Here is a 17,129-nt window from a genome sequence, read left to right as displayed (position 1 = left end):
ACGCCCAAGCCCGCGAAGTTCCTCCTCCTTCCGCCCACTCACCACCCGACCGGTCGGACGCTCGCGCCGCGCGAGTCCAAGGTATTTGACCTTGAGGTACAAAACGACCTAACAGACGGCCATGGCACGTCCGAGGAAGTTCCAGGCCGAGACGGCGGTGGCGAAGGCGATGGAGGTCTTCTGGGAGAAGGGCTACGCGGCGGCGTCCCCCCAGGAGCTGGGAGCGCGGATGGGGCTGGGGCGCGGCAGCCTCTACAACGCCTTCGAGAGCAAACAGGGCCTCTTCGAGTGCGTCCTGCGTCACTACCACGAGCACGAGGCGCCCAAGCTCCTGGCGCTGCTGACCCGACCAGGCCCCATCAAGGAGCGGCTGCGGGCGCTGCTCCTCGCGGTCATCGAGACCGACGTCGCGGACCCCGAGCGCCGGGGATGTCTGGCCATCAACACCGCCATCGAGTTGGCGGGGCGTGACGCCGCCGCGGCCCGGTTGGCGGCGCGAATGTTCGAGCAGACCGAAGCCGCCTTCCTGTCGCTCATCGAAGAAGGGCAGCGCACCGGCGAGGTCGACGCTACTCGTGACGCGCGGGAGCTCGCGAGCTTCCTCCTCAACAACCTCACTGGCCTCCGCGTGCTCGGAAAGACGGCGGAGGACACCACCCGTCTCACCCGCATCGTCGATGCCCTCTTGAGGTCCTTCTAGTCATGCGCGTCTCACGCTCCATTCTCCCCTCCCTGTTCCTGCTGTCCTTCACTGGTGGCTGCGCGCACCAGGCCGCGTCCACCAACGCCGCGTCCACGCAACATCCCCCGGAGCTGCGCCTCTACGCCCTGGATTGCGGACGCATCGACATCCACGACATGGGGTTCTTCACGGACGGGAGTCAGCCCAACGGTCAGCGCGGGGAGATGTCCGTCCCCTGCTTCCTCATCCGCCACCCCCAGGGCGCGCTGCTCTGGGACACGGGGCTGGATGACGTCATCGCCCAGAGCCCGGACGGCGTGGCGGATCCGATTGGCCCGCGCTACTTCGTCCAGAAGACGCTGCACGCCCAGCTCGCCCAACTGGGCCTGAAGCCCTCGGACGTGCGCTACGTGGGCTTCTCCCATCTGCACGCGGACCACGCCGGCAACGCCAATGCCTTCACCGGCTCCACGTGGCTGCTCCAGCAAAAGGAGCTGACGTGGGCCACCGCGACGCCCGCGCCCTTGGGCGTGGACCCCACGAAGTTCTCCACGTGGCGCGATGCGAAGGTGGAGCCGCTCGACGGAGACCGCGACGTCTTCGGCGACGGCAGCGTGCGCATCCTCTTCACGCCGGGCCACACGCCCGGCCACCAGTCGCTGCAGGTGAACCTGCCTCGGACGGGCACAGTCGTCCTGTCCGGAGACCTCTGCCACACCCGCGCGAACTGGGAGCACCACGGCGTGCCTGGCTTCAACACCAGCCGCGAGGAAACCCTCTCATCCATCAACCACGTGGAGGCGCTGGTGAAGGACTCCAAGGGCCGCTTCGTCGTCCAGCACGCGCCCGAGGACTTCCGCGCGCTGCCCGCGTTCCCCAGCTACCTGGAGTAGTCGTCTGGAACGGCAACGGCCGGGCCCCCTTTACGGGAACCCGGCCGTCACGCCGTGAGGCGGTGCTGAACGAAGACTACTTCTTCGTCAGCTTGCCCATCACGTCGCCGAGGCGCGCCTTGGAGCCTTCCGCCTGCTTGCGGAGGTACTCGCGGTAGTCGTCGCCTTCGCCGATCAGCGCCTTCATGGACAGCGCGACCTTCCGGTCCGGCGTGTTGATGTCGATGATCTTCACCTCGACATCCTGCGCCTCCTGCACCACGTCACGCGGGTTCTCGACACGCTCCTCCTTCAGCTCGGAGACGTGGACGAGGCCCTCGATGCCCGGCTCGATCTCCACGAACGCGCCGAAGTCGGTGACCTTGGTGACCTTGCCCTTCACGCGGCTGCCGACAGGCAGGCGCTCGGACAGCGTCTCCCAGGGGTCCGGCTGGAGCTGCTTGATGCCCAGGCTGAACCGCTCGTTCTCGACGTCGATGTTGAGGACCACCGCCTCGACCTCGTCGCCCTTCTTGAACATCTCGCCCGGGTGCTTGATGCGCTGGGTCCAGGAGATATCGGACACGTGCACCAGGCCGTCCACGCCCTCCTCGACACCGACGAACACGCCGAAGTCGGTGACGTTGCGGATCTGACCCTTGATGACGGAGCCGATCGGGTACTTGTCCTCGAGCAGCGTCCAGGGGTTCTGCTCGATCTGCTTCATGCCCAGCGCGATGCGCTTGGCCTTGGGATCGATATCCAGGACGACGGCCTCCACCTCCTGGCCGACCTCCAGGATCTTGGACGGGTGCTTGAGGCGCTTGGTCCAGGACATCTCGGACACGTGGACGAGACCCTCGACGCCCTGCTCGATCTCGATGAACGCGCCGTAGTCCGTGATGGACACGACCTTGCCCTTGACGCGCGTGCCGACCGGGTACTTCTCGTCGGCGCGGTGCCACGGGTCCTCCTGGATCTGCTTCAGGCCCAGGCTGACGCGCTCCTGCGTCGGGTCGAACTTGAGGACAACGACGCGGACCTCGTCGCCCACATTGAACATCTCGCTGGGGTGACCGATGCGGCCCCAGGACATGTCCGTGATGTGGAGCAGGCCGTCGATGCCGCCCAGGTCGATGAAGGCGCCGTAGTCCGTGAGGTTCTTGACGACACCCTTGAGGACCGCACCCTCCTTCAGGTTCTTGAGGGTCTCCTTCTTCATCTCCTCGCGCTGCTTCTCGAGGAGGACCCGGCGCGACAGGACGATGTTGCCGCGCTTCTTGTTGAACTTGATGACCTTGAACTCGAATTCCTTCGAGATGTACTGGTCAAGGTTGCGCACGGGCCGGATATCCACCTGGCTGCCGGGCAGGAACGCCTTCACGCCGATGTCGACGGAGAGGCCTCCCTTCACGCGGCCCACGATGGTGCCCTTGACGATCTCGTCGCGCTCACAGGCGGCGCTGATCTCGTCCCAGATGCGCATCTTGTCGGCCTTCTCCTTGGAGAGGACGACCATGCCGGTGTCGTTCTCGCGGCTCTCCAGGAGGACCTCAACGGGGTCGCCCGCCTTGACGGAGACCTCTCCGCGAGGATTGGTGAACTCGGAGATCGGGACCTGACCCTCGGACTTGTAGCCGATGTCGACGATCGCGAAGTCCTTCGTCACCTGCACCACGGTGCCCTTGACGATCTCCCCTTCCTTCAGGATGCCGTCGCCACCGCGCTGCTTGAGCGACTCTTCGAACATCGCCGCGAAGTTTTCTTCCCCGGCGTCAGTCTCGACCTGCTGGTTCACGTTCTGCTGCATGGAAATGGAAGTCCTTTGAAACGGCACAGCTGCCCCCTGATTTGAGGAACGCGGGCCCCTGCGGGGCGCAACGGGAGTCCGCGGGCGTCCCCACCTCTGGGGACTTTTGAATGGTGCTGAATGAGGCCGCGCACCCTAGACACCGGTTATTCCGGTAGTCAAGCGAGCACGTGCCCCATGTGCTGATCGGCGGATGCGTTGACCCGGGAGTGTCAAGACCCGGGACAGCCATCCGCACCCCTCGTTCTAAGAACGCTCGCCCTCCTGCGCAGCCCTCCCGACTCAGAGGACCCCGCGAGCGCCCGGTTCGCCTGTTCGGCCAGCGAGCGCGACAACCTACTCGAAAAATCCGCTGAAATGCGACCCACATCGTCCGGCTGCGTTCCGCTCGTGGGTCGAGGTCCACGAGTCCGGTGCCCGGCGTGAGTCATGGGGGAGGTGCGCCCGGGGGGGTGAATCGTTCCCGCACGTCGGCGGCCGCGGGCCTCTTCCTTCCCTTGCCTCCTCTGCTGCTCACGACGCCATCCCTTCTCGAGGGCAGACGACTCGTGTCGCGGTCCGTTGCCACGTGTACTGGGAATCCAAGAAGGACATAGAATGCCGCGTTCATTTCTCGGCTGGCACAGGACATCCATGCGTCGTTGGAGCCCTTCCCTCCTTCTGCTGGTCCTCGTCGGCGTGGGCGCGGGCCCTGTGTCCGCGCAGGGCGTGGACTCGAATCGGCTCATCCTGTCCAGGGACCGGAACGTGGAGGTGCTGCTCGTCGATGACCAGGCAGGGGGTGGGGCCTCCAGCACGCTGGGGTGGTTCTATTACGACGAGTTGGTGGCCCGGGGGTACATCGACATTGGAGACCCGGCCAACCCGAACGACGACGTGCTCCGCGACGTCGAGGGGAATGGCATCCCGGACTTCCACGAGGACTTGTTCAACCTGAACCCGGACCGGGTCTACATCGGAGAGAGCACGCGCTGCATTCCCGAGCGCATCTTCTTCCACCGACGGGAGTCGGGCGAGGTGCTCCGCCTGAGAGAGCCGGAGCTGCTGACGGGCTCCTGCCTCGCTCCTGGCAGCTATGCGGCGGATGCGGGGCCCAAGCGCTGGCCGGACGGAGCGCCGGGCTACCCGGTGCGTCCAGGGGGTTCGGTGGTGGGCCAGCGCGTGCTTGATGCGACCGACCTGGTGACCGCGAGCGGAGACTTCCGCCCGGGAGTGGTGCCAGGACTGGTGGATGCCTACTTCAGCGACCGGGGTGTCTTCCCGCACGTCCCCAATCTGCTCGAGCCGGATGATTCGCAGAACGGCCACCTGGGCCTGGGGCACATCATCCTGTTGAGCACGGATGATGATGGTTCGCTGTGCCCGGCCTCGCCCGCGGTGGAGTGCCTGACGCCTCGAGTGGCCTCACCGGGTCCAGGGGAGCCAGCTTCGTTGGGTCCCATCTGGGACCGGTCTGGACTCTTCGACGGGCGGCCCGACTACAAGGCGAGCGCGTTCGACCCCTTCGGCCGGGTCATTCCGGGGCGGGACGTGACGGCGGCCATCACGGAGGATGATCGCCGCGTGCGCCTGGGGACCGTGGACGGCGGGCGGGAGATTGTCTTCTTCCTCGTGACGTACGTGGAGCAGATCTACGGCGGAGCCACGGACACCTGCTTCCTGCCGGGGACGACGCCTGAGGGCCGGCTCCAATGCGAGCTGTGGGGGCATGGCGACATCAACGTCCACTTCTCAAAGACGCTGCTCAACCTGGACCTGCACCAGCAGGAGTCGACCGATGTCCTGGCCTCGATTCCCCCTCGGGAGTGGCTGTCTCCCCTTGCGTACAATCGGCTTGGGACACAGGAGTACGGGAAGTTCCAGATCACCGAGACCACGCCCATCGAGGCCTGGAGCGACCAGCAGCGCACGCCCCACGTGCTGATGCTGGCGCCCATGGAAGCGACCGACACGTGGCTGATGGGTTGGGAGTACATGAACTCCGGTGGAAATCGGATGTTCTATGACGGGGTCTTCCTCGTCCGAGGCGTGGGAATCGAACCCACGGTGACCTGGGTGGAGGGCCAGGGCGGTCCAGTGATCGAGGGAGAGTTGGCCTTCTTCACGGCCACCGTGACCACCGTGGATGGCGTGCCCCTGACGATGGGCAGCGTGAGCTTCTACGTGGATGGCGATCACGTCACGTCCGAGCTGCTCGACGGCGCGGGAACCGCCACGGTCTCTCTCTCCTTCTTCCCGATGGGCGAGCACACGCTCCTCGCCGAGTTCGGGGGGATTGATGGCCTCTACGCCTGGAGCAACTCCGAGGAGCTGCCGGTGTTCGTTGAAGCACCGGATGGCGGGAGCCTGCCGGATGCCGGGCCCCCTGATTCGGGCACCCTCGATTCAGGCACCATCGATGCGGGACCGGACGGCGGGCCTGCTCCAGCAGACGCTGGCGAGGACGACGATGCGGGTACGCCGCCTCCCGTGGATGCTGGCGAGGACGACGACGGAGGCACCACGCCGACTCCCGACGCGGGCGATGGCGGTGGAACGACTCCCGAGCCCGACGCGGGCGATGGCGGTGGAACAACTCCCGAGCCCGACGCGGGCGATGGCGGTGGAACGACTCCCGAGCCCGACGCGGGCGATGGCGGTGGAACGACTCCCGAGCCCGACGCGGGCGATGGCGGTGGAACGACTCCCGAGCCGGACGCGGGCGATGGCGGTGGAACGACTCCCGAGCCCGACGCGGGCGATGGCGGTGGAACGACTCCCGAGCCCGACGCGGGCGATGGCGGTGGAACGACTCCCGAGCCCGACGCGGGCGAGGATGGTGGAGTGACCCCGCAGCCAGAACCCGATGCTGGCGAGAATGATGCCGGCACGGACGACGCGGGCAGCACGACGGACCCAGAAGGGCCCAATCCGTCGGGCCCCCGCGACTTGACGGTCACCGGCTGGGGATGTGGTGCCACCGACGCGGGCAGCTCATCCCTCATGATGCTGGCGCTCTGGATGGGAGTGTCAGTCCTCCGGTCGCGCGGCCGGAGGCTTGACTGAAGTGGCCTGGGCTCTCGGGGCCCATCAATCCCTGGCGCCCCGAGAGTCCCTTGCAGCTCAATGACCTGCGTTTGCAATTGAGGTGGGCGCGAACCATGCCGGTGCGAATCCGAACAGCTGAAGGCGAACTGTCCTATGCCGGAGTCGAAGAGGTCCGTCAGGCGTTGAAGACGGGGCTGGTGGATGCCTCGGATGAGATATCCCTCTCTGAATCAGAGCCCTGGCGGCCCGTGCGCGAGGTGCTTGGCTCTCCCCAGTGGCGCTTGCGCGACCACTTCCAGTGGTACGCCCTGACGGCGCTGCTCATAGGAATGTTCCTGCTCGGCGCGGGCATGCTCTGGTACGTCCTCCTCGTGAGCACCAGCCTGCTCTGGTTCAACATGAAGCGCCGGGCACCGCGAAGTGGCAACCGCTGGTGGTGAGTCGCTCCTGGCGGCCTCACGGCGTCTTCCAGTCCCCAAAACACGCCGTGAGTCCGCACTCCGGACACCGGCAGCCGATGTAGACCCAGCGGACATCAGTGGTGTCCGTGTAGAAGGCGGCGCCCAGGGCCATCTCGAAGGCCCCATTCCCACAGGGGCACTCGGCCTGCTCGAGCTTTGCCTCCTCGAGGAACTCCTCGCTGTCCGCGAGGGGGACTTCGTGCTCGCACCTGGCACAGCACTGCACCGCCGCGCCCGCCTCCTCGTCGATCAGGAGGTGGTGCCGCTCGTGACCGCAAGGACAGCGCAGCTCATCGAGTCGCTGGACGGGATAACCGTTCTGCTTGCTGTACCGCTCGAGCTCCGCGCGGATGTCCGCGCGGGAATCGCCGTAGAAGTACCGGCCCTTCTTCTTCAGCGCCACGCGCTCACCCCAACAGCTTGAAGCTCTCGCGAGCAATCACCATCCGCTGCACCTCGCTGGTGCCCTCGTAGATGGTCTGCACGCGGGCGTCGCGGAAGTACCGCTCCACCGGGAACTCGTCGATGTAGCCGTAGCCGCCGTGGAGCTGGACGGCCTTGTCGCAGACGCGGTTGCTCGTCTCGCTGGCGAACAGCTTCGCCATCGACGCCTCGCGAGTGAACGGCTGCTTCTGGTCCTTCATGTACGCCGCGCGCAGCGTCAGCAGCTCCGCCGCGTCGATCTGCGTCTTCATGTCCGCGATCATGAAGCGCGGCCCCTGGAACTCGCCAATCGCCTGACCGAACGCCTTGCGGTCCTTCACGTAGGACACGCTGGCCTCCAGCGCCGCGCGAGCCACGCCGCACGCCTGCGAGGCGATGCCGATGCGTCCGCCATCCAGCGCGACCATCGCCAGCCGGAACCCCTGCCCTTCCGAGCCCAGCAGGTTCTCCGCCGGAATCACGCAGTCCTCGAACGTCAGCGCGACGGTGTTCGAGGAGCGCAGGCCCATCTTGTCCTCGTGACGGCCGATGATGAGACCCTGGGTCCCACCCTCCACGATGAAGCACGACAGGCCCTTGTTGCCGGTCGCCGACGTCCGCGCCCACACCACCATGACGCCCGCGTGCGCGCCGGAGGTGATCCACTGCTTGCTGCCGTTGATGACCCACGAGTCGCCACGGCGGACAGCGGACGTCAGGAGCGCACCCGGGTCGGAGCCCGCGTGCGGCTCGGAGAGCGCGAACGAGCCGGCCACGGCCTCACCCGACGTCAGCCGCGTCACGTACTTCTCGCGCTGCGCCTCGGTCCCGAACGCGTTGATCAACTCCGCGCACATGTTCGTCACGGCCATGGCGACGGACGTGGACGCATCCGCCGCGGCCATCTCCATCATCGCCAGCGCGTAGGACACGGCGCCCGCTTCCGAGCCGCCGTACTTCGCGGGGATGTTCACCCCGAGCAGCCCCAGCTCGCCGAGTTCCTTGAAGATCTCGGTGGGAAATCGCTCCTGGCGGTCCAGTTCGCGGGCGAGCGGCGCCACGCGCTCCCGCGCGAACTTGCGGGCCGTCTCGCGAATCAGCGTCTGGGTCTCGGTCAGCTCGAGGTTCACGTCTGTTGTCCTACTCGATGGCCTTGAGGTTGAACGGATACTCGATGGGGTGGTCGGCGCCGTCCGGAGGCTTGGGGAACGTCATGGACGACAGCACGGCCACCACGCAGTCATGAAGGTTCGGGTCCTTCGGCGTGCTGCCCTTGCGGACCTTCGCGCCCTTCACCAGACCATTGGCGTCGATGGTGAAGGACGTGAGCAGCTTGCCCTCCGCCTTCTTGTTCTTCTCCGCCATGTGGTCCTCGTAGCACTCCTGGATCCGCCCCTGGTTGTACGTGACGACCTGGCGGATGGAGTCCGGCGTGAACGGCATGCGGGCCACGTCCGGCGCGTCGCTCTTCGCGGGCGCCGTCGTGGTGGGGGCGGGCTTCCCGCCCTCGGGCTTCTTCGGCGGAACGCTCTCCGCGAACGCGGTGGCCGAGGCCAGAATCAGAACGGGAAGCAGTGCCCTCTTCATGGTGCCTACTCCTTCAGGACGTTGGCGGAGATGACGATGCGCTGAATCTCGCTCGTCCCCTCGTAGATCTCGGTGATGCGCGCGTCGCGCACGTGGCGCTCGGCGTCCATCTCCTTGCTGTAGCCCATGCCGCCGTGCACCTGGAGGGCCTTGTTCGCCACGCGGCTGGCCATCTCGCTGGCGTACAGCTTCGCCATCGCGCTCTCCGCGCTGTGGCGCACGCCCTTGTCCTTGAGGAGCGCCGCGCGCCACACCAGCAGGCGGGCCGCGTCGATCTCCATGGCCATGTCGGCGATCATGAACTGGATGGCCTGGTGCTCGCGGATGGGCTTGCCGAAGGACTTGCGCTCACCCGAGTAGCGCACCGCCTCCTCGTACGCCGCGCGGGCGATACCCAGCGCCTGCGACGCAATCCCGATGCGGCCACCGTCCAGCGTGGACATGGCGACCTTGAAGCCCTCGCCCTCCTTGCCCAGGATGTTCTTGGCCGGCACGCGCATGTCCTCGAAGAACATGGAGCAGGACCAGGCGGCGCTGATGCCCATCTTCTTGTCGGGCTCGGCGCGGGTGAAGCCGGGGGTGTTCGTGGGCACCAGGAAGGCGGTGATGCCCTTGTTGCCCGCCTCCTTGTTCGTCATCGTGAACAGGACGATGGCGTCGGCCTTGGGGCCGTTGGTGATCCAGTTCTTGGAGCCGTTGATGACGAACTCGTCACCCCGGCGCACCGCGACGGTCTGCTGGGCGGCGGCGTCGCTGCCGGCCTCGGGCTCCGTCAGGCCGAAGCAGCCGAGCTTGTCGCCCCGCGCGAACGGCGTGAGGAACTCTTCCTTCTGCGCCTCGGTGCCGAACTTCGACACCGGGTCGCAATAGAGCGAGTTGTTCACGCTCATGATGACGCCGGTGGAGGCACAGCCTCGGCTGATCTCCTCCATGGCGAGCGCGTAACAGACGTTGTCCAGACCGGCGCCGCCGTACTTCTCGGAGACGGCCACGCCGAGCAGCGACAGCTCGGCGAGCTTCTTCACCGCATCCGTGGGCCAGGAGTGGTGTTCATCCCACTTCCGGGCGTTGGGGGTCAGTTCCTTGGCGGCGAACTCGCGGCACATCCGCTGGATCTCGCGCTGGACATCGGTCAGCTCGAAGTTCATGAGGGCTCCATATTACGGGGGGTGCTCCCAGGGAATAGCGAAGACGCTCCGCCAGGCCCCAAGCGAGGGTTGCCGTGCCGATTAGCCGACGACCGCCCGCCGGGCTCCCTGGAATCCAGGGGTGAGCCCAGGAACATGTTCAATGGCACCGTGACGTCCAGGGAGAGGTCCATCCGAGCCCCCTCCCCCGTCCAGGCCCGGCGAAGCACCACGGACACCGTCCAGGGCTTCGTGTTCGGGCCGCGTTCAATCAAGTCGTAGGTGAGGCCCAGGCCCGCCAGCCCACCCGAGCCATCCTGGCCCCACAGGCCCGCGCCCTCCGCCAGTACACCCAGGCGAGCGCTGTCCGGAAACGCATACACCCGTGCCCCCGCGAGCAGCCGGAAGGCCGCCGGCTCCAGGCGAACTTGAGGCTCCACGAAGGGCGACAGGATCAGGGTGGGCCCCGGAATGTCCCACGCCGGGAAGGCCCACGGGTGGATGGGCCAGGACAGCACCCAGTGCTCACGCGAGCCCTGTCCCCACTGGAAGCGGACATCGGGGATGAACGGCTCCAGGAAGCAGCCTGTGTAGATGCACAGCGAGCGCTTCCAGGAGACTAGCGCCGGAGCCCGTCCGGCCTCGTCGTCCCGAGCTTCGGGCGCGGGTTCCGAGCGAGGCTCGGAGACAGGCTCGGAGCGGGCCGGCGTCGCGGCCAGGAGAATCGTGAGGAGACTCCCGACCGCGAGCAGGTGATTCACTTGCCGGTGAAGACGGCGGGACGCTTCTCGAGGAACGCCTTCATGCCCTCGCGCTGGTCGTCCGAGCCGAACAGCTCCGCGAAGCCCCGACGCTCCAGCGCGTTGGCCTCGCCCAGGTCCTTGTCCGCGCCCTGCCCGATGACGCGCTTGGCCGTGGCGATGGCCAGCGGGCTGTTCTTGAGCATCTTCGCGGCGACAGAGCTGCAGTGCGCGAGCAGCTCGGCGGCCGGAAGCACCTCCAGCACCAGGCCGATCTCCTTGGCCTTCGCCGCGTCGATGCGCCCACCCGTGAAGATGAGCTCCTTCGCGCGAGCACGTCCCACGATGCGGGTGAGGCGCTGGGTGCCGCCGAAGCCGGGGATGACACCCAGGCCCACTTCGGGGAGGCCGAGCTGGGCCTTCTCGGAGGCGTAGATGAAGTCACACGCCAGGGCCAGCTCACAGCCGCCGCCAAGCGCGAAGCCATTCACCGCGGCGATGGTGGGGATGGACAGCGACTCCAGCAGCGCGAAGGCGCGGTGACCCTGGGTGGCGAACAACTGGGCCTCGGGCACCTCGAGCGCGGACATCTCCGCGACGTCGGCGCCCGCGACGAAGGCCTTCTCGCCCCCGCCGGTGACGATGAGCACGCGCGTGTCGGCGCCGAGGGACTTCAGCGCCGCCTCGAACTCCTGCAGCGTCTTGTTGTTGAGGGCGTTGAGCGCCTTGGGACGGTCGATGGTGAGGGTGGCGACCGCGCCGTCGTGCTCCAGCCGGATGTTCTCGTAGGTCATGTTCGAGGCTCCTCGGGAAGGTGGTGCCTAGTACTTGTAGAAGCCGCGACCGCTCTTCTTGCCGTACCAGCCGGCGTCGACGTACTGGCGCAGCAGCGGGCACGGGCGGTACTTCGAGTCACCCAGGCCCTTGTGCAGCACCTCGGCGATGTAGAGCACCGTGTCCAGGCCGATGAAGTCAGCGAGCTGGAGCGGGCCCATGGGCTGGTTGGTGCCCAGCTTCATCGCGGTGTCGATGTCCTCCGCCGAGCCCAGGCCCTCCATCAGCGCGTAGCAGGCCTCGTTCAGCATCGGGATGAGGATGCGGTTGACAATGAAGCCCGGGAAGTCCTTCGAGACCACGGTCGTCTTGCCCATGCGCTCGGAGAGGGCACGCGTGGTGGCGTACGTCTCGTCCGACGTGGCGGCGCCACGGATGAGTTCCACCAACTGCATCACCGGCACGGGGTTCATGAAGTGCATGCCGATGACGAACTCGGGGCGCTTCGTGGACGCGGCGATGCGGGTGATGGGGATGGACGAGGTGTTGGTGGCGAGGATGCCGCCCGGCCGGACGACGGCGTCCAGGTCCTGGAAGATGCGGCGCTTGAGGTCCTCGTTCTCCGTCACGGCCTCAATCGCGAAGTCGACGTCCTTCGCCTCGGTGACGTTGGTGAGGGTGGCGAGGTTGGCCTCGGCGGCCTGCTGCTTCGCGGCGTCGAGCTTGCCCTTCTCCACCAGCTTCTTCAGGCCCGCGCGGATGCGGTCAGCGCCCTTGGCGAGACCTTCCTTGGACACGTCCGCCAGCGTGACGCGCAGACCCGCCTGCAATGCCACCTGCGCGATTCCCGCGCCCATCTGCCCGGCGCCGACGACGACGATGTGCTCCGTTGCCATGGTGCTCTCGAACCCCTCGGTCGGAATGTGAATGACGTGGTGCGCCCATAGCCCACGCCCCCAGGGCGGTCAACGAGTCGCGGCTGGCAACTGGAGCCGGCGAACGATGTAGCGCTCCTCTCCCACCGTGAGTGGCTCTTCGACGCGGACGCGCTCCTCGCGGCCCGCGAGCTTCACGAAGAACAACGTCCTGAAGGAGCCCTCGGGCAGGTCCACCTTGAAGCTCAGCTCCGGAGGTGCGCCGGTGTCGCCGAAGAAGCGCTCCTCGCGCTTGAGGACCGAGCCCTCCGGGTCCATCACCTGGAGGTCCAGCGCACGGGCCTGACTCCAGCCGTCGCCATCGGGTTGGATGACCAGCTCCCGCTCGGGGACGCCGGTGATCTGCCAGATGTAGATGCCCAGACCGAGGAGCAGGAGCAGCGGCAGCCGCTTCGCCAGCGGGGACGAGCGCCAGCCCTTGCGTGCGGGGGGCTGTGGAGCTGATTCAGGGGGAGGCGTGTCCGCCACCACTACTCCTTCTTGGAACGCTTGGAGCCGGGGCGGCGGGCGTTGAGTTCGGAGATGACGACGCGCGCGGTGGGGGCGGCGGTCTTCTCCTTCTTGGGCCGAGGCTCGGTGCTCTCGGGCTCGTCGGCGCCCATCTTCTCGGCCTTGTCGGGCGGGACGAGTCGGACCTGGGCCTTGATCTCCAGCGTCATGCCGGAGACGAGCTTGAGGAACTCGTCGCGGAGCTTCTCCGACTGGAGGAAGCGGCGGAGCTCCTCGGTGATGGCGCCGGTGACCTCGTCCTTGGTCTTCTCCGCCTGGGAGAGGATGAAGCCGAGGGCTTCCTTGGGAAGCTTGAGCTGCCCGGCCAGGTTGCGGATGCCCTCCTCGGTCATGAAGAGGGCGCCCAGGCCGGCGACGGCCATGCGACGGACGAACTCCGGAACGAAGCCTGCGGGACCGGAGCGGCCCTCTCGGCCGGAACGGTCCTCGTCGATCAACGGGTCGTCGGGGTAGTCGTCATTGCCGGCCGGGGGCATGCAGCGTCTCCTTGGTGGATGTCAGCGGGCCTGCACCACCGGCAGCGGCATGCTCTTGGCGCCCTGTGCGGACACTCGACCCGCGATGTTGCGAGCGACCTCCTGGAAGGCCTTGGCCTCCAGGCTGTCCTTGGCACCGATGACCACCGGTACGCCCGAGTCTCCCGAGACACGCACCTTCAAGTCCAGCGGAACCTCTCCGAGGAACGGAATGCCGAACATCTCCGCGGCCTTCCGGCCCCCGCCGTGGTTGAAGATGGGGGTGACGTGCGAGCAGTTCGGGCAGACGAACTGGGACATGTTCTCCACGATTCCCAGCACGGGGATGTGGACCTTGTCGAACATCTGCTTGGCGCGGACGACGTCGGCCAGGGCCACGTCCTGCGGCGTCGTGACGAGCACGGCCCCCGCGGCGCGGATGGACTGGGAGAGCGACAGGGCCACGTCGCCGGTGCCCGGAGGCAGGTCGAGCACGAGGTAGTCGAGCTCGCCCCAGTTCACATCGCGCACCAACTGCATGAGGGCGCCGTGGAGCATGGGACCGCGCCAGATGAGGGCCTGGTCGGCCTCCACGAGGAAGCCGATGGACATGACCTTCATGCCGTGGGCGATGAGCGGGTCCAGCGACTTGCCATCGGGGCTGACGGGCTTCTTCTCGCCCAGGCCCGTCATGAGGGGGATGGAGGGGCCGTAGAAGTCGGCGTCGAGCAGGCCGACCTTGGCGCCGTGCTGGGCGAGGGCGGCGGCGAGGTTGACGGCGACGGTGCTCTTGCCCACCCCGCCCTTTCCGGCGCCGACGAGGATGATGTTCTTCACCTTGGGGAGCAGGCCGCCGGGGGACGGAGCGCCGCCGCCGGAAGCGCGGACCTGGGCGCCCCACTCGATGTCGAAGGACTTGAGGCCGGGGACGGCCTTGAGGGCGGCCTCGGAGTCGGCCTGGATCTTCCCCTTCATGGGGCAGGCGGGCGTGGTGAGTTCGATCTTGAGTTTGACCGTGTCGCCGCTGACGCGGATGTCCTTCACCATCCCCGCCTTCACCAGATCCACGTGCAGCTCGGGATCGATCACCTTGGACATCGCCGCGAGGATGCTGGCCTCGGTAACACTCATCGGGACACCTGAAACCTTTGGAAAACGGGCGCTTGGGCGCCCCTCAGCGGGCACGGAACATGCCAGCCCCGGGGGGACTGTCAACGTCGTTTAACGCTGGGTGGACGCGGACGCACCCTGGCGACGGCCTGGAGGGCTGGAGGGTGTTGGCGGGCTGAAGGTGTCCATCAGGGACACTGCGTGTCGGGGTCAGCGGGCCTATTCGAGCGCGGAGATCCGGTATTCGCCGTCCTCGAGGACCAGGAGGACGGCCCGCTCGTCGCCTATGGGGAAGACGGCCTCACCGGCGCCGACTCGGACGTGCGTGTTGAGAGCGAGCCGGGCGCGGCGCAGGCGCTCCTTGGCGAGGGGGTCGCGATCAAAGTCCTCACGGAGTCGCTCGGGGGTGTAGCGGGCACGCAGGGGCGCGGCGAGCAGGCTCCAGGCCGTCTTCCAGTCCTTGGTGTCGGAGGCGTCCAGGAAGCGCCGGAGGGCGGCGCGGGGGACATCGGCGGGACGTGCTTCGACGATGCGCCAGTCCTCGCCGGTACGAGCGAGGGTGAGGGAGGGAGCGCGAGCTTCGAGGACGGCGGCGCCGGCACGGACGGCGGCGGCGCGTTCGCGGCGGGTGGTCTCGTCGGAGTAGCGCTCCAGGAAGGCGACCTGCCCTTCCGGACCATCGGTGGTGAGGGCGTAGGCCTCCTGGAGGCGGCCTTCGTCCAGGGCGCGGGCATAGGACTCCGCGACGGAGACGGGCTCACGCGACGTGGTGGCACAGGCCGGAGCCAGGAGGAGGCTACCGATGAGGACAGTCCGCTTCATGGGGCGCGGAAGGTAGCACGGCGTTCGCACGGGAGCATGGCCGCCCCCTCTTCAGGTCGGCAAAGCAATTTTCATGTCCCCTTTTTCATGTAGTCGATCTGGTGGACGCTTTCATGCAGAACATCGCCGAGGCGAACGCAGGCCGGACCGTTCTCAGCTTGCTCGGTGGCGGCATAAACCGTGTCCCCATACGCGAAAGCACGCACCCCAATCTGCCCGCCGAAGTCGTTTGTCGGCTCAAGGCCCGGCACGTCGACAAACGTCCAGAGACACGCTTCCAGTTGAAGAATCTCGCGGGTCATGCCCGCCGTCTTCTTCTCCGCGCGCACCTCGGCCTCGCGCCACCCTCGCTCCCGCCATCTACAGAGGCCCCTCAGCTCGCAAACCTTGCATGAGCCGGTGAGCGCCTACATTTCAACTACAATCGGGACATCCCCGTCGTCGCACTTGCACGTCACTTCTTCATGAGGTCCAGAAGAAGCGAGCGCTCTGACTTAAGACTAAAGGTAACCATGACGTGCTTAGGCTCAACAGGACAATATATCCCAGGACGCACCCGATATCGCTTAGCCTCTTCCATACTCATAGCCACAATTAACTCTGCTCGACACCTGGGACACAGCACCTTCCCGCCAGCGGCAATTACCTCAAGAGCTCTGTCTACATCCCCATCATACAGAGTCGATTCCACATCAACACCTCACCAATCAAGATAAAACACAACGCGACTGACTTTACCCGGGCGCAATCTTAAAATCAACACAAGACCACCCAACCCAGGGCTTTCGTCTTTCACTGAACGACTCACCACCACTTCCTCAATGCAGCAGGGACATTACCCGGAGGAAGGTGTTCGTAGTCCCTGGTAACGGCCCTCCAGATTCTTCTTCGTTCGTCGAGCGTCGGCTTTTCCCCATACAGAAATAAATGCTCACGGCGAAACGCCATGAATTCATCATATTGCGTATTTGTTGGCCGCCCCAGCGTAAGACTTCTCACATGACTCGACTCGTGGACCAGCGTACTGACAGCCTCGATGCCGCTACTCATATTTGAAACATATAGATCGATTTCTTCCTTAAACGTATCCGTACGCCCCGTGATCACGTTGTCATCAACCAACACCCCATCACTCAACCTCTTGGGCTTCACGTAGCTCAGGGCAACATCATAACTACCCTCTTGGATTTGCTTATAAGATCGCTCTACAAGCCTACTGGTGGAGTAGGCCATTCCAATGCCTTCAGAAAGCTCCTCGACAGGCAGTGAACTAACGGCGTTCCCGGGATTATTCGTGGTAATTCTTGCTGCGCCGCCAGTGCCAGCTATCGTCGGCACCGTTACTGAGCCACCATGTGGTGCCTCAGCGACTTCCACCGTCTGTGAAGGTGGACCGCCAGTCCCCTGGCCCCTAGCCGCAAAGCCCGTCTTGACACGCCTGTACAGGCTCTCCTCGGAAAGCGGCAAGGGAACGCCAATCGCATACAGGTCCGCCGCGGAGGTGAAAGCATCACCGCATGCAGACGGATCCCGGTAGACGCCACAACCGTATGCTCCGGTCACGACTCCCACCGCGTCGAGTCCCGTCTCAAGGAGGACCGGGCCTCCTCCGACAAGCCCGGCTGTTGTCATCACAGTGGGCGCAACGGCAGGGATGACGATGCCGCTTAGAGGACCTAACAAAAGTCAGGGCTGGGGTGGCCACCGACGAAGGGCATCCCCAGCTTGAGTGCATGGTCCGCGAACTCGTTCCCGACGCCTTCTGGCAGCGTGTGGCGCCGCTGCTGCCTCCGC

General features: G+C 66.2%; 17 protein-coding genes and 1 pseudogene. 5 read left to right on the top strand and 13 right to left on the bottom strand.

The window, feature by feature from the left end:
* Nucleotides 1-121 precede the first annotated feature (121 nt).
* The gene (locus HUA75_RS33140) at nucleotides 122-700 is read left to right on the top strand and encodes a TetR/AcrR family transcriptional regulator (protein ID WP_174488666.1); all 579 of its coding nucleotides are present in this window, start codon (nucleotides 122-124) and stop codon (nucleotides 698-700) included.
* A 2-nt stretch (nucleotides 701-702) separates the two neighbouring features.
* Nucleotides 703-1,575 (top strand): N-acyl homoserine lactonase family protein, encoded by an 873-nt coding sequence (locus HUA75_RS33135; RefSeq protein ID WP_174488665.1) that lies wholly within the window; start codon nucleotides 703-705, stop codon nucleotides 1,573-1,575.
* Nucleotides 1,576-1,651: 76 nt separating this feature from the next.
* Here the strand turns inward: HUA75_RS33135 and HUA75_RS33130 are convergent, their stop codons facing one another.
* Nucleotides 1,652-3,364 carry a 30S ribosomal protein S1 gene (locus HUA75_RS33130; RefSeq protein WP_141644393.1) on the bottom strand — a complete coding sequence of 571 codons (1,713 nt, stop codon included), beginning with the start codon at nucleotides 3,362-3,364 and terminating at the stop codon, nucleotides 1,652-1,654.
* A 597-nt stretch (nucleotides 3,365-3,961) separates the two neighbouring features.
* Here HUA75_RS33130 and HUA75_RS47105 point away from each other — a divergent pair.
* The 3 genes and pseudogenes from HUA75_RS47105 to HUA75_RS33120 all read left to right on the top strand — a co-directional run.
* Nucleotides 3,962-5,674 (top strand): annotated as a pseudogene (locus HUA75_RS47105) (Ig-like domain-containing protein); the annotation flags it as partial.
* The gene (locus HUA75_RS48020; RefSeq protein WP_371746263.1) at nucleotides 5,643-6,191 is read left to right on the top strand and encodes a magnesium transporter MgtE N-terminal domain-containing protein; all 549 of its coding nucleotides are present in this window, start codon (nucleotides 5,643-5,645) and stop codon (nucleotides 6,189-6,191) included. The pseudogene HUA75_RS47105 and the gene HUA75_RS48020, both read left to right, overlap by 32 nt.
* 313 nt (nucleotides 6,192-6,504) lie before the next feature.
* Entirely contained in the window at nucleotides 6,505-6,831 is a 327-nt protein-coding gene (locus HUA75_RS33120) for a hypothetical protein (protein WP_174488664.1), read from the top strand.
* 16 nt (nucleotides 6,832-6,847) lie between these two features.
* Here HUA75_RS33120 and HUA75_RS33115 read toward each other — a convergent pair whose 3' ends face one another.
* From HUA75_RS33115 to HUA75_RS33060, 12 genes are all read right to left on the bottom strand, one after another.
* A complete protein-coding gene (locus HUA75_RS33115; RefSeq protein WP_174488663.1) occupies nucleotides 6,848-7,255 on the bottom strand; it encodes a hypothetical protein in 408 nt (135 codons plus the stop codon).
* Between the two features lie 4 nt (nucleotides 7,256-7,259).
* The gene (locus tag HUA75_RS33110) at nucleotides 7,260-8,405 is read right to left on the bottom strand and encodes an acyl-CoA dehydrogenase family protein (RefSeq protein ID WP_141644389.1); all 1,146 of its coding nucleotides are present in this window, start codon (nucleotides 8,403-8,405) and stop codon (nucleotides 7,260-7,262) included.
* Nucleotides 8,406-8,415: 10 nt separating this feature from the next.
* Entirely contained in the window at nucleotides 8,416-8,862 is a 447-nt protein-coding gene (locus HUA75_RS33105; protein ID WP_174488662.1) for an AgmX/PglI C-terminal domain-containing protein, read from the bottom strand.
* 5 nt (nucleotides 8,863-8,867) lie between these two features.
* A complete protein-coding gene (locus HUA75_RS33100; RefSeq protein ID WP_174459118.1) occupies nucleotides 8,868-10,010 on the bottom strand; it encodes an acyl-CoA dehydrogenase in 1,143 nt (380 codons plus the stop codon).
* 736 nt (nucleotides 10,011-10,746) lie between these two features.
* Nucleotides 10,747-11,523: an enoyl-CoA hydratase/isomerase family protein gene (locus tag HUA75_RS33095; RefSeq protein ID WP_174488661.1), complete on the bottom strand. Its 777-nt coding sequence runs from the start codon at nucleotides 11,521-11,523 to the stop codon at nucleotides 10,747-10,749.
* A gap of 27 nt (nucleotides 11,524-11,550) precedes the next feature.
* Entirely contained in the window at nucleotides 11,551-12,399 is an 849-nt protein-coding gene (locus HUA75_RS33090; protein WP_046713803.1) for a 3-hydroxyacyl-CoA dehydrogenase family protein, read from the bottom strand.
* A gap of 69 nt (nucleotides 12,400-12,468) precedes the next feature.
* The gene (locus tag HUA75_RS33085; RefSeq protein WP_174488660.1) at nucleotides 12,469-12,906 is read right to left on the bottom strand and encodes a hypothetical protein; all 438 of its coding nucleotides are present in this window, start codon (nucleotides 12,904-12,906) and stop codon (nucleotides 12,469-12,471) included.
* A gap of 2 nt (nucleotides 12,907-12,908) precedes the next feature.
* The gene (locus tag HUA75_RS33080; protein WP_174488659.1) at nucleotides 12,909-13,424 is read right to left on the bottom strand and encodes a hypothetical protein; all 516 of its coding nucleotides are present in this window, start codon (nucleotides 13,422-13,424) and stop codon (nucleotides 12,909-12,911) included.
* Between the two features lie 21 nt (nucleotides 13,425-13,445).
* Entirely contained in the window at nucleotides 13,446-14,534 is a 1,089-nt protein-coding gene (locus HUA75_RS33075; RefSeq protein ID WP_174459122.1) for an Mrp/NBP35 family ATP-binding protein, read from the bottom strand.
* Nucleotides 14,535-14,732: 198 nt separating this feature from the next.
* Nucleotides 14,733-15,335 (bottom strand): hypothetical protein, encoded by a 603-nt coding sequence (locus HUA75_RS33070; RefSeq protein ID WP_174488658.1) that lies wholly within the window; start codon nucleotides 15,333-15,335, stop codon nucleotides 14,733-14,735.
* 71 nt (nucleotides 15,336-15,406) lie between these two features.
* Nucleotides 15,407-15,664, bottom strand: a complete 258-nt coding sequence (locus HUA75_RS33065) for a hypothetical protein (protein ID WP_174459074.1) — start codon at nucleotides 15,662-15,664, stop codon at nucleotides 15,407-15,409.
* A 475-nt stretch (nucleotides 15,665-16,139) separates the two neighbouring features.
* Nucleotides 16,140-16,898: a hypothetical protein gene (locus HUA75_RS33060; protein WP_174488657.1), complete on the bottom strand. Its 759-nt coding sequence runs from the start codon at nucleotides 16,896-16,898 to the stop codon at nucleotides 16,140-16,142.
* Nucleotides 16,899-17,129 lie beyond the last annotated feature (231 nt).

It is taken from the genome of Myxococcus sp. CA040A (assembly GCF_013336725.1).
GTDB classification, from domain to species: Bacteria; Myxococcota; Myxococcia; order Myxococcales; family Myxococcaceae; genus Myxococcus; species Myxococcus llanfairpwllgwyngyllgogerychwyrndrobwllllantysiliogogogochensis.
This window is presented reverse-complemented; position numbering and strand designations above follow the sequence as displayed.